This window comes from Agrobacterium sp. 16-172Ci (assembly GCF_053522725.1).
This window is the reverse complement of the sequence record NZ_JBNWBW010000002.1, coordinates 365,406-380,203: the sequence shown is the minus strand read 5'-3', so window position 1 is coordinate 380,203 and position 14,798 is coordinate 365,406. Positions and strand designations below refer to the sequence as shown.

At 58.8% G+C, this 14,798-nt stretch carries 12 protein-coding genes; 9 read left to right on the top strand and 3 right to left on the bottom strand.

The features are described 5' to 3' along the window. The first annotated feature begins 167 nt into the window (after nt 1–167). From ACQZ40_RS04720 to ACQZ40_RS04700, 5 genes are all read left to right on the top strand, one after another. Entirely contained in the window at nt 168–1,118 is a 951-nt protein-coding gene (locus ACQZ40_RS04720) for a phosphoribosylaminoimidazolesuccinocarboxamide synthase (RefSeq protein WP_065657018.1), read from the top strand. Between the two features lie 2 nt (nt 1,119–1,120). Next, complete coding sequence (locus ACQZ40_RS04715; protein ID WP_065657017.1) at nt 1,121–1,780, top strand: TetR/AcrR family transcriptional regulator; 660 nt, start codon at nt 1,121–1,123, stop codon at nt 1,778–1,780. A 198-nt stretch (nt 1,781–1,978) separates the two neighbouring features. Next, the gene (locus tag ACQZ40_RS04710; RefSeq protein ID WP_065657016.1) at nt 1,979–3,181 is read left to right on the top strand and encodes an efflux RND transporter periplasmic adaptor subunit; all 1,203 of its coding nucleotides are present in this window, start codon (nt 1,979–1,981) and stop codon (nt 3,179–3,181) included. 53 nt (nt 3,182–3,234) lie between these two features. Then, nucleotides 3,235–6,324, top strand: coding sequence for an efflux RND transporter permease subunit (locus ACQZ40_RS04705; protein ID WP_035261240.1), 3,090 nt, complete (start codon nt 3,235–3,237; stop codon nt 6,322–6,324). A gap of 149 nt (nt 6,325–6,473) precedes the next feature. Next, on the top strand, nt 6,474–7,919 hold the full coding sequence (locus ACQZ40_RS04700) for an efflux transporter outer membrane subunit (protein WP_065657015.1): 1,446 nt from the start codon (nt 6,474–6,476) through the stop codon (nt 7,917–7,919). Between the two features lie 111 nt (nt 7,920–8,030). Here ACQZ40_RS04700 and efp read toward each other — a convergent pair whose 3' ends face one another. After that, complete coding sequence (efp, locus tag ACQZ40_RS04695) at nt 8,031–8,600, bottom strand: elongation factor P (RefSeq protein ID WP_003504809.1); 570 nt, start codon at nt 8,598–8,600, stop codon at nt 8,031–8,033. A gap of 251 nt (nt 8,601–8,851) precedes the next feature. Here efp and epmA point away from each other — a divergent pair, with 251 nt between their 5' ends. The 3 genes from epmA to ACQZ40_RS04680 all read left to right on the top strand — a co-directional run bounded on the left by epmA (nt 8,852) and on the right by ACQZ40_RS04680 (nt 11,547). Beyond that, the gene (gene epmA / locus ACQZ40_RS04690) at nt 8,852–9,916 is read left to right on the top strand and encodes an EF-P lysine aminoacylase EpmA (protein ID WP_448747493.1); all 1,065 of its coding nucleotides are present in this window, start codon (nt 8,852–8,854) and stop codon (nt 9,914–9,916) included. Next, nucleotides 9,913–10,977, top strand: a complete 1,065-nt coding sequence (locus ACQZ40_RS04685; protein WP_448747492.1) for a lysine-2,3-aminomutase-like protein — start codon at nt 9,913–9,915, stop codon at nt 10,975–10,977. The genes epmA and ACQZ40_RS04685 overlap by 4 nt, the downstream gene beginning before the upstream one ends. A gap of 378 nt (nt 10,978–11,355) precedes the next feature. Continuing rightward, complete coding sequence (locus ACQZ40_RS04680) at nt 11,356–11,547, top strand: hypothetical protein (RefSeq protein WP_003492264.1); 192 nt, start codon at nt 11,356–11,358, stop codon at nt 11,545–11,547. A 385-nt stretch (nt 11,548–11,932) separates the two neighbouring features. Here ACQZ40_RS04680 and ACQZ40_RS04675 read toward each other — a convergent pair whose 3' ends face one another. Together ACQZ40_RS04675 and ACQZ40_RS04670 are read right to left on the bottom strand one after the other, a co-directional pair. Then, nucleotides 11,933–12,169, bottom strand: a complete 237-nt coding sequence (locus ACQZ40_RS04675) for an Lrp/AsnC ligand binding domain-containing protein (RefSeq protein ID WP_003521320.1) — start codon at nt 12,167–12,169, stop codon at nt 11,933–11,935. A 103-nt stretch (nt 12,170–12,272) separates the two neighbouring features. After that, on the bottom strand, nt 12,273–13,199 hold the full coding sequence (locus ACQZ40_RS04670) for a LysR family transcriptional regulator (RefSeq protein WP_448747491.1): 927 nt from the start codon (nt 13,197–13,199) through the stop codon (nt 12,273–12,275). A gap of 130 nt (nt 13,200–13,329) precedes the next feature. On the opposite strand from ACQZ40_RS04670, the gene ACQZ40_RS04665 reads away from it, so the two are divergent. Then, nucleotides 13,330–14,613: an NAD(P)/FAD-dependent oxidoreductase gene (locus ACQZ40_RS04665; protein WP_448747490.1), complete on the top strand. Its 1,284-nt coding sequence runs from the start codon at nt 13,330–13,332 to the stop codon at nt 14,611–14,613. The last annotated feature ends 185 nt before the right edge of the window (nt 14,614–14,798 follow it).

The following is a 14,798-nucleotide window of genomic DNA, read 5'->3' as shown; positions in this document are numbered from 1 at the left end:
GTTGATTTTATTAGGTAGTTTCGTATTTCTAACGGGAACCGGAGAAAAAGGCAGCCTTCATGTCGCGACTGGCCCTGTTCCAGGAAACATGCAATAGGAACGGACGAGAGTTTCAGAAGACTTGAGGCGTCCAACGCCTCTTTATAAAGCCAAGAATTGGAGAGCCCGTGCGCATTCTCGATGAAGCCGTCATTTCCGAGCTGCCGAATTATTACCGTGGCAAGGTGCGGGAAAACTACGATCTGCCCGACGGCAACCGCATCATCATATCGACCGATCGCCTTAGCGCATTTGATCGTATACTCACCTGCATACCTTATAAGGGACAGGTATTGACCCAGACGGCACGCTACTGGTTCGAACAAACGAAGGATATTTGTCCGAACCACGTCGTGAGCTATCCCGACCCCAATGTCGTCATCGGCAAGCGGCTGGACATATTGCCGGTCGAGGTGGTGGTTCGCGGTTATCTGGCCGGCACCACCGGCACGTCGATCCTGACCCTTTATAAGAAGGGTGAGCGGCAGATGTACGGCATGAGCCTGCCGGACGGGATGAAGGATAACCAGATTCTGCCCGAACCGGTGATCACGCCGACGAGCAAGGCCTTCGATGGCGGCCATGACGAACCGCTGACGCCGGCCGAGATCGTGGAGAAGAAACTGCTGACGCAGGAGCAATGGGACACGCTTTCCCGTTACGCGCTGGCGCTGTTCAAGCGCGGGCAGGAAATTGCCGCAAAGCAGGGCCTCATTCTCGTCGACACCAAATATGAATTTGGAACGGATGAAAACGGCACGATCATCCTGGCCGATGAGATCCACACGCCCGATAGCAGCCGCTACTGGATGGCCGACAGTTATGACGAAAGCTTCCGCAACGGAACACGGCCGGCAAGCTTCGATAAGGATTTCGTGAGGGCCTGGGTCGCCGAACGCTGCGACCCTTATAAGGACGACGTTCCCGAAATTCCGCAGGACCTCGTCTTGCAGACTTCGAAGGTCTATATTGATGCTTACGAGCGCATCACCGGACAGAGCTTCGTTCCCGACGATAGCGGCGAGACACCGCTTGCAAGAATACGCCGGAACCTGGAGCCGTTCTTCCCCGGAGTATGACCGTGAGCAAAACGATCGAACAGGCGAGAAAGGCCGACAGGAAGAGTGACCGTCCTGTCAGGCGCCGGCCTCGCCGTTCCGCCGAGGAAACGCGGCGGGACATTCTCGCCAAGGCAGAAGAGCTTTTCCGCGAACGTGGTTTCAATGCGGTGGCGATTGCCGATATCGCCGCGGCGCTCGGCATGTCTCCCGCCAACGTCTTCAAGAATTTCAGCTCGAAGAACGCGCTCGTCGATGCGATCGCCTTCGAGCAGATCGGCGCATTCGAACGGGACATCCAGCCGCTGGATAAAAGCCACGCGCCGCTTTCGAGACTGCGCCATCTCGCCCGCACGCTGATGGAACAGCACCACCAGGATCTAAACGACAATCCCTACATATTCGAAATGATCCTGATGACGGCGAAGCAGGACATGAAGTGCGGCGACTATTATAAAGCCGTCATCGCCAACCTGCTCGCCGAGATTATCCGCGACGGTATAGATGCGCGAATCTACGCGCCGGCCGAGATTTCTCCCCTGGCGGAAACCGTGCTCCACGCGCTGACAAGCGTGATTCATCCCGTCCTCATTGCCCGGGAAGATATCGGCAATTTAGCAACACGTTGCGATCAACTCGTCGATTTAATCGACGCGGGATTGCGCAATCCGCTTGCTAAGTGACGATTCCCAATTTACGTCACCTTCTCGCAATTGCTTGCGAAGCGCAAAAGCCTGCGCTTCTATGCGCGTGGCGGTCCGGACAGAATGAGCGAATCGGGTCCTTCCAAGGCCTTCGCCTGTCGTGTCTGTTTCCGGACGCGCATCCGCCGAGCGACATTGCGCTTATAGTTGAATGCGATCGATACGCAGGGAAGAACAATGAGCCGACGTATTTTACCCCTATTTGCTTCTCTGTGTGTGACCGCTCTTCTGGCAGGTTGCAGCGATGGCGGCGAGAGCAGCCAGAACGCCGCCCAGAGCGCCGAGCGTCCGCCGTCCCCGGTCAGCATCATCCTGATGAAGACCAGCGAATATCCCTTGACCACGGTTCTGCCCGGTCGCGCCAGCGCGTTCCAGACAGCGGAAATCCGCCCGCGCGTCACCGGCATCATCCGCGAAATTCCCTTCAAGGAAGGCAGCGAGGTCAAGCAGGGCGATATTCTCTACCAGATCGAGGACAATACCTATCTGGCGGAAGTGGCGCAGGCCAAGGCAAACGTGGCGAAGGCGGAAGCAAGCATTCCGAGCGCCCAGGCGAACCTTGCCCGTTACGAACGCCTGGTCAACAGCGGCGCGACGCAGATCGAATATGAAAACGCCAAGGTGACGCTGCTGCAGGCGCAAGCCGATGTGGCCCAGACCAAGGCGGCGCTGGAAACGGCGGAAATCAACCTCGATCTCACCAAGGTACGCGCTCCCTTCGACGGCATCACCAGCGCAACCGCTTTCAGCATCGGCAACGTGGTGACGGCCAACCAGACGACGGCTTTGACGACGCTGCGCCGCATCGATCCGATCTATATCGATCTGATGGAATCCAGCATCAATCTTCTGCGTCTGAAAAAGGCGATCTCGTCGGGCCAGCTTGGCGGCGACACGAAGGAGACCGGCATTCACCTGACGCTGGAAGACGGCACGGAATACAAGCATGACGGCAAGATCGACATGTCGGACATGGCCGTAAGCGAAACCACGGGCACCTTCTCCATCCGCGCCCTCTTCGAAAACCCGGACGATCTTCTGCTTCCCGGCACCTATGTCCGCGCCACGCTGACCATCGGCAAGGAAAAAGGCTTCCGCATTCCGCAGCGCGCCGCAAGCCGGAACGCCAATGGCGAACTGACAGCGAAATTCGTAACGGCGGAAAACAAGGTGGAAACCCGCACCTTCCCGTCCAGCCAGCAGTCGGGCAATGCCTGGCTGGTAACTGAGAACGTCAAGGATGGCGACAAGCTCATCGTCGACGGCTTCCAGTGGATCGCCGACGGTGCGACCGTCGCACCGGTTGAAGTGACCATCGACGATCGCGGTATCGTCGTTATGCCGCAGCAAGCTCAGCCTGCCGCCGCCCCCTCGAAATAAGCATGAGCACGAAACCCTCGGTCGAAGCTCGTAAAAGGTAAGGCAGGACTGCCATGGCCCATTTCTTCATCCGGCGCCCCGTGTTTGCATGGGTTATCGCCATCGTCATCATGCTGGGCGGCGCCCTTGCGATCTGGACGCTTTCCATTTCGCAATATCCCGATATCGCACCGACAACGGTACGCGTCAGCGCGACCTATAATGGCGCGAGCGCCGAGACAGTCGAAAAATCGGTGACGACCATCATCGAGGACGGCATGACCGGCCTTGATGACCTCACTTATATGACATCGTCGTCCTCAACCGGCAGCGCCGAAGTGACGCTGACCTTCGGCAATACCATCCTGCCGGACATCGCGCAGGTTCAGGTGCAGAACAAGCTGCAGCTTGTCCAGTCGCAACTGCCTGACACCGTGCAGCAGCAGGGTCTTCAGGTCAGCCGATCCACATCCAGTATTCTGATGGTTGGCGCGCTGATCTCGACCGACGGCAAACGCAACTCGGCAGATCTCGGTGACGTCTTCTCCTCGCGTGTCGAAGACCAGATCAAGCGCCTCGAAGGCGTGGGCAGCATCAACGTCTTCGGTTCCGAATATGCGATGCGCATCTGGCTGGATCCGTTCAAGCTCAACAAGTACCAGCTGACCACGGCCGACGTGACCAGCGCCATCGAGAGCCAGAACACCCAGGTTTCCGTCGGTTCGCTTGGCGCGGTGCCCGCAGTCAAGGGTCAGCAGCTCAACGTGACGGTGACGGCGCAGAGCCAGCTCACCACTGTTGCCGATTTCGAATCGGTCATCCTGAAAGTCGAAAAGGACGGCGCAACCGTTCGCCTGAGCGACGTGGCCCGCATTGAAATCGGCCAGGAAACCTATGGCGGCGATTCCCGGTCAAACGGCCGTCCCTCTGCCGGTTTTGCGGTCAACCTCGCCACGGGCGCCAACGCACTCGATACGGCAGCGCGCGTAAAGTCGGCGCTTTCCGCTGTCGAAGGTTCGCTGCCCGAAGGTGTTTCGATCGAGTATCCCTATGACACGACACCCTTCGTGAAGCTGTCGATCGAGAAAGTGGTACACACGCTGATCGAGGCGATCATCCTCGTTTTCGTCGTGCTGCTGGTGTTCCTGCAAAACCTCAGAGCCACCTTCATTCCGATGATCGCGGTTCCCGTCGTGCTTCTCGGCACGTTCGGCGTCCTTGCGCTGACAGGATATTCCATCAATACGCTCACCATGTTCGCCATGGTTCTGGCCATCGGCCTTCTCGTTGACGACGCTATCGTCGTCGTCGAAAACGTCGAACGAATCATGTCGGAAGAGGGCTTGTCGCCGGTCGAGGCGACCGAGAAGTCGATGGGCGAGATCACCGGTGCGATCATCGGTATCGCGCTCGTGCTCACCGCCGTGTTCATTCCGATGGCCTTCTTCGGTGGATCGACGGGCATCATCTACCGCCAGTTCTCGGTCACCATCGTTTCGGCCATGCTGCTTTCGGCAGTGGTCGCCATCGTTCTGACGCCGGCGCTCTGCGCCACGATGCTGAAGCCGATCGACCATCATAAGAAGCAGCGCGGACCGGGCGCGTGGTTCAACCGCGGCTTTGGCAAGACGACGGATGGTTACGTTTCCTCTATCGGTTATCTGCTGAAGCGGCCTCTCCGCGTGATGATTATTTTCGCGATCGTGATCGGCGGCTGCGCCTGGTTCTTCAGCAAGCTGCCCAGCTCGTTCCTGCCGCAGGAAGACCAGGGCGTGCTGCTGACGATCATCCAGACGCCGACCGGTTCGAACATCGAACGGACCAACGAAGTGGTGAAGCAGGTCGAAAGCTACTTCCGTGAAAAGGAAGCCGCCAATGTCGAATCGGTTTTCGGCGTTCTCGGCTTCAGCTTCAGCGGTTCTGGCCAGAACAACGCCATCGTCTTCACCAAGCTCAAGGATTTCGCCGAGAGAACGGCCCCCGACCAACACGCCGGCGCCATCGTGCAGCGTGCGATGGGCACCTTCTTCGGTTTCCGCGATGCGCAGGTGTTCCCGCTTCTGCCGCCGGCAATTCAGGGCATGGGCACATCGAGCGGTTTCTCGATGTATCTCGTGGATAGCGGCCGCAACGGCACCGAGGCACTGACCGCCACGTCCAAGGAACTGATCGCTCTTGCGACCAGCAATCCGAAGGTCAGCTCGCTCAGAAGCGACAGCCAGGACAATGAAACGCAGATGAAGATCATTCTCGATCAGGAAAAGATGGGCGCCATGGGTGTCGATCTCTCCTCCGTGAACCTCATGCTGTCGACGATCTTTGCCGGCCGGGATGTCAACGACTTCACGCTGAACGGCGAGCTCAAGCCCGTTTATGTTCAGGGTGATGCGCCGTATCGCATGCAGCCGGACGATCTCAAGTTCTGGTATGCCCGCAATACCAGTGGCGAAATGGTGCCTTTCTCTTCCTTCAGCGAAGTGAAATGGATCAATGCTCCACCGTCTCTCGCCCGCTTCAACGGCACGGGCGCCATCTCGCTCGAAGGCACCGCCGGTGCGGGCGTTGCATCCGGTGACGCCATGGACGAGATGGAACGCCTGACGGCAAGCCTGCCGGGCGGTTACACCGTCGCGTGGCAGGGCATTTCCTATCAGGAACGTCTTTCCGGCTCGCAGGCGCCGATGCTCTATGCGCTGTCGGTTCTGATCGTGTTCCTTTGCCTTGCCGCCCTTTATGAAAGCTGGTCGATCCCCTTCTCGGTCATCATGGCCGTGCCGGTGGGCGTCCTCGGCGCATTGACCGCGGCGCATTTCTTCGGGCAGTCGAACGACGTCTACTTCAAGGTGGGCCTGCTGACGACCATCGGCCTTGCGGCGAAAAACGCGATTCTGATCGTCGAATTCGCCAAGGAAAGACAGGAGCATGGACTAAGCCTGATGGAAGCGACGCTCGAGGCGGCGAAGCTGCGCCTGCGTCCGATCATCATGACGTCGCTAGCCTTCATCCTGGGTGTCGTGCCTCTCGCAATCGCAACCGGAGCGGGTTCTGCCGCACAAAATGCAATTGGTATCGGGGTGCTGGGTGGTATGCTTTCTGCAACACTGCTCGGAATTTTCTTCGTTCCGTCCTTTTTCGTCATCATTCGTCGCCTTTCAAGGCGTTAACAAAACAAAAATGGGCTGTGCCAACCGTTAATACGCTGCTAGAAATGTTGCCGATTTGGCAAATGCACGTTTCTACGGCATATCGACCGCGCAGCCCATTTGTCAGCAAGCCGCGCTCGGTAAGCCAACCAGAGAATTGGGAAAATTACATGCTGTCTATTCGCGCTACTCTTCCCCTGACAATGCTGCTGCTCTCAGGCTGCGTTGTCGGGCCCGACCACAAGACGCCGGAAATTCAATTGCCGGGAAAGTTTGCGGAAGCCGGAAAAACCAGTAATGGCGACATCAGCACCGTTGCGTGGTGGACAGCCTTTAACGATAGCCGCCTCAATGGTTACGTTTCCACTGGCCTCAGCCAGAACCTGACCGTGATGCAGGCGATCGAGCGCATCAATCAGGCGGAAGCCCAGGTCATCTCGGCCGGCGCGGGCGGTCTGCCGAGCCTGACGGCTAACGGCAGCCACACGACCAGCGAGACCAAGGGTAGCTACCGTGATGTTCCCGTCACCAACGTGTCCTCAGGCAGTCTCAGCGTCTCCTGGCTGCTTGACCTCTTCGGCCGCTATCGCCGCGCCACGGAAAGCGCCAATGCATCGCTCGATGCCGCTTACTCCACCGTTGATGTTCAGCGCCTGACGCTGATTTCCTCGGTCGCAGCAGCCTATATCGATGTGCGTTATTATCAGGAGCGCCTGGCGATTGCCCGTCAGAACCTGGCTTCCCGCCGCGAAACGCTGGACCTGACCAAGCTGCAGCTTGAAGCGGGCGCGGCCTCCCGCCTCGATGTCGTCCAGTCCGAAGGTCTGGTCAACTCGACGCTGTCCGACATTCCCGGCCTCGAAACCAACTTCCGCAAGGCGGCGCATCGCATCGCCACGCTTCTCGGCCTGCCGGCCTCATCTCTGATTTCCGAATTGCAGAAGGGCGCACGCCAGCCGGTTGCCCGCAGCATTCCGCGCACCGGCATCCCGGCCGATCTCATCCGCAACCGTCCGGACATTCGTGTCGCCGAACGCAATCTCGCCGCCGCAGTTGCCTCAATCGGTGTCGCGGAAGCGCAGCTCTATCCCAGCATCGAGCTCGGCGGCTCGATCACGCCAAGCTACAACTTCCTGAGCGGTGGCGGCAGGGGAACGGCCAATAGCTGGTCCTTCGGTCCGAGCCTCGTTCTGCCAATTCTCGATGGCGGCAGCATCCGCGCCAATATCGATCTGGCCAATTCCCAGGCACGTGAGGAATATCTCGTCTGGAAGCAGACGGTGCTGACCGCTGTGGAAGAAGTCGAAAACGCTCTGGCCGCCGTCACCCGCGATCAGCGCACGGCCGATGCATTGCGCAAGACCGTCGCGTCCTATCAGGAAGCGTTGCAGCTTTCGACAGCCAGCTACCGCGACGGCGCCTCCTCGCTGCTCGACGTTCTCGATGCGCAGCGCCAGGTTTCCACCGCACAGGCGAGCCTTGCACAGGCTGTGCAGCAGACCGCGCAGGACTACGTCTCGCTGAACGTAGCGCTTGGCGGCGGTTATGCCGTTGGCCAGACCACGGCTCCGAAGAAGGCGCCCGGCCCAACCCGGACCGCGGCAAAGGCCATGTAAGATACGCCGCAAGGCAAAGAAAAGCCCGCGTCTCGACGCGGGCTTTTTTATTATTCGTGACACAAAAAAAGCACCGGTCTCCCGGTGCTTCTGTCTAACCGGCCGTCAGGCTCAGTTCTTGGCGCGCTCGACGTAGGAATTGTCTTCCGTCGCGATGACCACGCGGATACCAGCATCGATATGCGGCGGCACCATGGTGCGGATGCCGTTGGAAAGAATGGCCGGCTTGTAGGAAGAAGACGCCGTCTGGCCCTTAACGACCGGTTCGGTTTCCGTGATTTCCAGCGTGACGTGGCGCGGCAGTTCGACGGCCAGCGGATTGCCTTCATGAATGGAAAGAATGCAGGTCATGCCTTCCTGCAGATAGGCCTTCTGATCGCCCATCGTTTCGGCATCGACCACAACCTGATCGTAGTTCTCCGGGTTCATGAAGTGGAAGCCTTCGCCATCTTCATAAAGGAACTGGAAGTTCAGGTCTTCAACGAAAGCGCGCTCGACCTGCTCGGTGGTGCGCCAGCGCTCGGAGACCTTCACGCCGTCAACGATGCGGCGCATGTCCACCTGCGTGACCGGCGTGCCCTTGCCGGGGTGAAAGTTCTGCGCGGTAAGAACGACGTAAAGCTTGCCGTCCACGTCGAGAACATTGCCCTTGCGGACGGATGAGGCGATAACCTTGACCATATGACTTCCTTGTAACTCGATGAAATGCGTCGTAAAGGACTGCGCGGCAGCACCGGCCCCGGCAGACGTTTTGTCTTTTTTCTGGGGCGCAACTACCTTAAATCCGCACGAATTGCCAGCCTTCTACAGCAATTCGCGGAAGAGTGCCTAGCGGTTTTCCGCCCGGAATAGCTTTAAATGACGCGATCAGGCGTTTTGCGGGCCGTTTATCCGCAATTGGGCGCCGCAGAGAAGACGGAAAAGAACAGAGAATGCGCGCAAGCAACGAGACAATGTCGCCATGGTGGACGCCGGACGTCCACGCCGACCGCCGCGCATTTCTTATTGGGCGCAATGCGATCCAGTCGGCTTTTCGCGGCTATTTCGCCAGCGCCGATTTTCTTGAGGTCGACACTGCTGCATTGCAGATTTCCCCCGGCAATGAGGCGCATCTGCATGCTTTCGTCACGCAGGGCCTGACGCCGGCCGGCGACGCCGTGCCGCTTTATCTGCACACCTCGCCTGAATTCGCCTGCAAAAAGCTGCTCGCCGCCGGTGAAAAACGCATCACCTGTTTTGCCCATGTTTACAGAAACCGGGAACGAGGCCCCCTGCACCATCCGGAATTCACCATGCTGGAATGGTACCGGGTCGGCGAAACCTATGAGAGCCTGATGAAGGACAGCGCCAATCTTCTGGCGCTGGCGGCCGAAACCACAAAGACGAAGAATTTCACCTATCGCGGCCGCAGCGTTGATCCCTTCCTCGAGCCGGAGCGGGTAAGCGTCGCCGAAGCCTTCGAGCGATATGCGGGCGTCGACCTGCTGGCCACCATCAGCCGAAACGGCGAAACCGACGCTCGCCATCTTGCGGCGAACCTCACCGAGGCCGGCATCCGCGTGGCCGATGACGATACCTGGGCGGATATGTTCAGCCGCGTCATCGTAGAGCGGGTGGAGCCGGAGCTGGGTTTCGGCAGGCCGACCATTCTCGATGAATATCCGACCTGTGAGGCAGCCCTTGCCCGCAAGTCACCCAAGGATGCGCGCGTGGCGGAGCGTTTCGAGCTATATGCCTGCGGCGTTGAACTCGCCAATGCCTTCGGCGAATTGACCGACGCCGCCGAGCAGAGGCGGCGTTTCGAAATGGAAATGGCCGAGAAGCAGCGGGTTTACGGCGAAACCTATCCACTGGACGAGGATTTTCTGGCCGCGCTGGCAATCATGCCGCCGGCAAGCGGCATAGCGCTTGGTTTCGACCGGCTGGTGATGCTGGCAACCGGCGCGCCCCGTATCGATCTCGTCATGTGGGCCCCAGTCGCGGAATATGGACGATGACAGGGCTTGAGACCATCAAGACAGCCGAAGCACTTCTCGAAGCGGGGCTTATCGAAGCCGAAGCGCTCGAGACGCTGCGCACTGTAACGCAACGTTACGCGCTCGCCATCACGCCATCGATTGCCGGGCTGATCGACAGCCGCGACCCGCAGGATCCCATCGCCCGACAATTCGTTCCTGACCCGGCCGAACTCGTTCATCTTCCTGAAGAACGGGACGATCCGATTGGCGACGACGCGCACAGCCCCGTCCACGGCATCGTCCACCGTTATCCCGACCGGGTGCTTTTAAAGGCAGTGCATGTCTGCCCCGTTTATTGCCGCTTCTGTTTCCGCCGGGAGATGGTCGGACCGCAGGGCAACGGCATGATGAGCCCGGCGGAACTTGACGCCGCATTCGGCTATATAAAGGCCAATCCCGCCATCTGGGAGGTCATCCTGACCGGTGGCGATCCGCTGGTGCTTTCCCCACGGCGCTTGTCCGACCTGATGACGCGCCTGAGAGACATACCGCATGTGAAGATCGTCCGCTTCCACACCCGCGTGCCGGTGGTCGATCCCGACCGTATCGACGCGGCGCTGATCGATGCGCTGAAGGCCAGCGGCAAAACCACCTATGTGGCCCTGCACGCGAATCATTCCCGTGAACTCAGCGAAGCCGCAAGGCAGGCCTCGGCACGCCTGATCGACGCCGGTATCGCCATGGTGAGCCAGACGGTCCTTTTGAAAGGCGTCAATGACGACCCGGCGGTTCTTGCCGAGTTGATGCGCGCCTTTGTCGAGACCCGTATCAAGCCTTACTACCTGCATCATCCCGATCTTGCGCCCGGCACCAGCCATTTCCGGCTGACGATAGAAGAGGGGCAGCGAATCGTTTCCGCTTTGCGGGGGCATGTCTCCGGCCTTTGCCAGCCGACCTATGTTCTCGACATTCCCGGCGGCCACGGCAAGGCGGCAATTGGCAGAAATGCGGCCGAAAAAACCCGCGATGGCTGTTATTCCGTTTCCGACTTCAACGGAAACGATCATGTTTATCCACCACCAGCCACCGGCGACGATTAAAAAATACATAAAAAGCCTGCTACAGCGGGCTTTTCGCGGCGGCAGCCGACGAAAACAAAAATTTCACATTTCCGCCCCTCTCCTGTCATCATAAAGAAAAATATTCTACCTATAACAATCAGCATTGATTTTAGTGCTGGTCTGGATTATCAGTGTGGAACTGGAGAACGAGTCTCCTGATTCCGGGCCAACACCAATACAGGGAGTGTGTCATGTCAAAACATATCAACATCAACGCAATCCTTGGTTTTGAGTCCTGGAACGCTGGATTTAAATCCACGTGTTCCCGCTGCTGTCGAATGTGACTTAACGGTCTCAATTTACTGAAAATCAGTTCGACAACATGCTGTGTGAAGTAGCCACAGCGGGAGTATATCTATGCAGAAGCAAGTTATTGAATTCGCTGGCGAACCCGTCGGCATCGTCATCCCGGATAATGACCGGTTGAAGTTCATCGCGGTGAAGTTCCACGTTCACGACCTGGACGAACAGAAGTTCGACAGCGCAGACGACGTGCGGATTGCGATCCGCGATCTCGTGCGCAACCGGAATCTGGCCGCGGTCGCCTGATGCGGGAAAACTTTCGCCCGTTCACAGAACCGTCAAAACCAGAGCGCGCCAAATATCGGACCCCGAACAGCGGCCCGATGGCGCGCTTTTTTCTCGGTTGACAAGCCATCTACCCGCCTGGCACCAGCCATTCAGGGTGTATCAAAAGCTCTGATGCACTAAGCTAACAAAGCGCCTGAAAGTCAGGATTAGAGCCGAACGCCACGTACGCGGTCTTCCTGACGCACCCCACTCTTCCCTCATTCCTGTGCTCGTCACAAGAATCTAGCCAGATCAAGTCCTTGGGCTGAGAAGCCTCTCCCTCCGCGCAGACGCGCGTCGACTGGATTCCTGTCACAAGCACAGGGATGAGGGCCGAGCTTGTATCGAAGGTTCGAATTGCGGGTCAGAATGCAGTAAAGGTCAGCGTCGTCAGCGAACGCACGATTCCCGGAATATTGACGATGTTCTGGTTGATGAACTTGCCGATATCTTCTTCCTGCGGCAGATAGATTTTCAGCAGCAGATCATATTCACCGCTGGTGGAATAAAGCTCGGAAACCAGTTCCGTCTTATAGATGGCGTCGGCGACATCATAGGTCTTGCCGGGCTCACATTGAAGCTGAACGAAAATGGGCTTCACGGACATCTCCCGTATTTGAACTTTCGGTGCATGGCTGCTCGCGCCACGCGTCATGGCGCACTATTGGCTGAGCAGCGTCCGTCTTGCAAGACCGCTTACCGGTTTACGCCGAAAACTCCGCGGTACTGCCGTTCGCGCCAGTTGCGGCCTCGGAAACGATCCACCGCCGAAAACTTTCGAGCGGCGCATAACCGGCGCGATCCGGCATGCAGGCGAGGTAATAGGCTTCCTCGCTCTCCACTTCCCCCGCAACAGCCGCAACCAGACGACCGCTTCGCAACTCCTCCTCGATCATGAAAGAAGGAATGAGCGAGGCTCCAACCCCGGCGCTCGCCGCCTCGGCAATCGTCGTGAACTGATCGAAAAGCATGCCATGCACATTGTCGAAACTGACGTCATGGCTGCGAAACCATTGCTCCCAGGCATCCGGCCGAGTCGTCATGTGCAGCAACGGGACATTCAACAGATCGTCCGGCCTTGAAAGTCCGTGTCGCGCCTTGAAGGCCGGGCTGCATACCGGAATGACCTTTTCATGCATCAGGAAAACCAGCTCGGTACCCGGCCAATGCGGCAATCCGAAATGGATGGCCGCATCGACTGTGTCGGTGCGGAAATCGAACAGCGATGACCGCGTCAGAAGATTGACCGAAACGCCGGGGTGTCTGGCGATGAAATCGGGAAGGCGCGGCACAAGCCAGCGCGTGCCGAAGCTCGGCAGAACCCCGAGGTTGAGCGTGCCGCCATCCGGATTGGCGCGCAGGTTGAGCGAGGCCGTCGATATGCGCCGCAACGCCTCGCGGATTTCCCGCGCATAGCCCTCCCCCGCCCTTGTCAGCCGAATCGTCTGCCGCTCACGCAGGAACAGCGCCACGCCGAGCTGCTCTTCGAGCGCCAGGATTTGACGGCTGACCGCACCCTGCGTCAGCCCCAGTTCCCTCGCGGCGGCGGTGACGCTGCCCGTCCGGGAAGCGGCTTCGAAAGCCGCCAGCAGCGAAAGCGAAGGCAGAAAACGGCGTGGCGGCAGGACCATATTCCCTCATGGAATGAACTCTTGACGATATGTCGATATTCAACAGACAAGAGCGCTTGTAAAGTCTTATAAACAAGGGCTTGTCACTCATACGAAGAACAAATGAACTGGCCCGGAACACGGTGGAACGATGTATAATGACCCCCGCTCGCACGGCCTCTGGGAAAAGACCGCGCCGCAGCCGCCCGTAACGCCCGCCTTGCAGGGCGCAGCAGTTGCCGATGTTGTCGTCGTCGGAGGTGGTTTTACCGGCCAGTCTGCCGCCCTTCATCTTGCCGAACGCGGTGTGGATGTCGTTCTTCTCGAAGCAAGGGAAATCGGCTTCGGCGGCGCAGGCCGCAATGTCGGCCTCATCAATGGCGGCATGTGGGTCATGCCGAAAGAGCTACCCGGCGTGCTGGGCGAGGTTTACGGCGAGCGCCTTCTCGATCTTCTGGGCAATGCCCCGCTTCTCGTGCGTGAACTGGTGGAAAAACACGCAATTCCCTGCGAGATCGAAAAAAACGGCACGCTCCATTGCGCCGTCGGAGAAAAAGGGCTCGCCGAAATCCGTGAGCGCTGCGAACAATGGGCGGAGAGAGGCGCACCCGTCCGCATCCTCGATGCCGAAGAGACAGCGAGACGCACCGGCAGTACGGGCTATTCCGGTGCGCTTCTGGATACACGCGCCGGCACGATACAGCCGCTTGCCTATGTTCGAGGCCTTGCCGCAGCCGCCCAGAAAGCGGGCGTGCGCCTGCACACCGAAAGCCCCGTTGTAGCGACCGAACGCAGCAACGGAAAATGGGTGGTGCAGACGCCGCAAGGGTCTGTAACCGCCAACTGGATCGTTGTGGCCACTGAAGCCTACAGCACCGGCCCATGGCGGATCGTTCGCGATGAACAGGTCTACCTGCCCTATTTCAATTTTGCGACGAGACCGCTCGGCGATAATCTGCAAAAGAGCATCCTGCCTGGCCGTGAAGGCTGCTGGGATACGAAGGAGATTCTCTCATCCTTCCGCATGGACAAAGCCGGCCGGCTGGTCTTCGGCAGCGTCGGCGCCCTGCGCGGCACCGGCGGCGCCATTCATCGCGCCTGGGCGAAGCGCTCGCTGAAGCGACTTTTCCCGCAACTCGGCGATACGGAATTCGAATGTGAGTGGTACGGCCAGATCGGCATGACGGACAATGCCGTTCCACGGTTTCACAAATTCGCTGAAAATGTCGTCGGCTTTTCAGGCTATAACGGCCGCGGCATCGCGCCGGGCACGGCCTTTGGCAGGGTCATTGCGCAGCATATTCTCGGTGAAATTGCTGAAGCCGAATTGCCGCTGCCTTTGACGGAACCGAAAGCGCAGTCTTTCCGGGCGGTGAAGGAAGCCTATTACGAGGCAGGCGCACAGATCGCCCATTTCGCCGGCGAGCGTTTTTGATCCGGACACAGGGCCGCTTCAAGGGAAACGTCCTCCTTGGGCTTGTCTCAAGCATCTAATCACATTCGATAAAATGAAGACGTTGCAGATGCGCGGGACAAGCCAGAGCATGACGAGGAGGGCTTTTCGAGCTTAGCCACCCCTCTGCGCAGACACCCCGGCAGCCTCTTTTCCTCATCCCATCG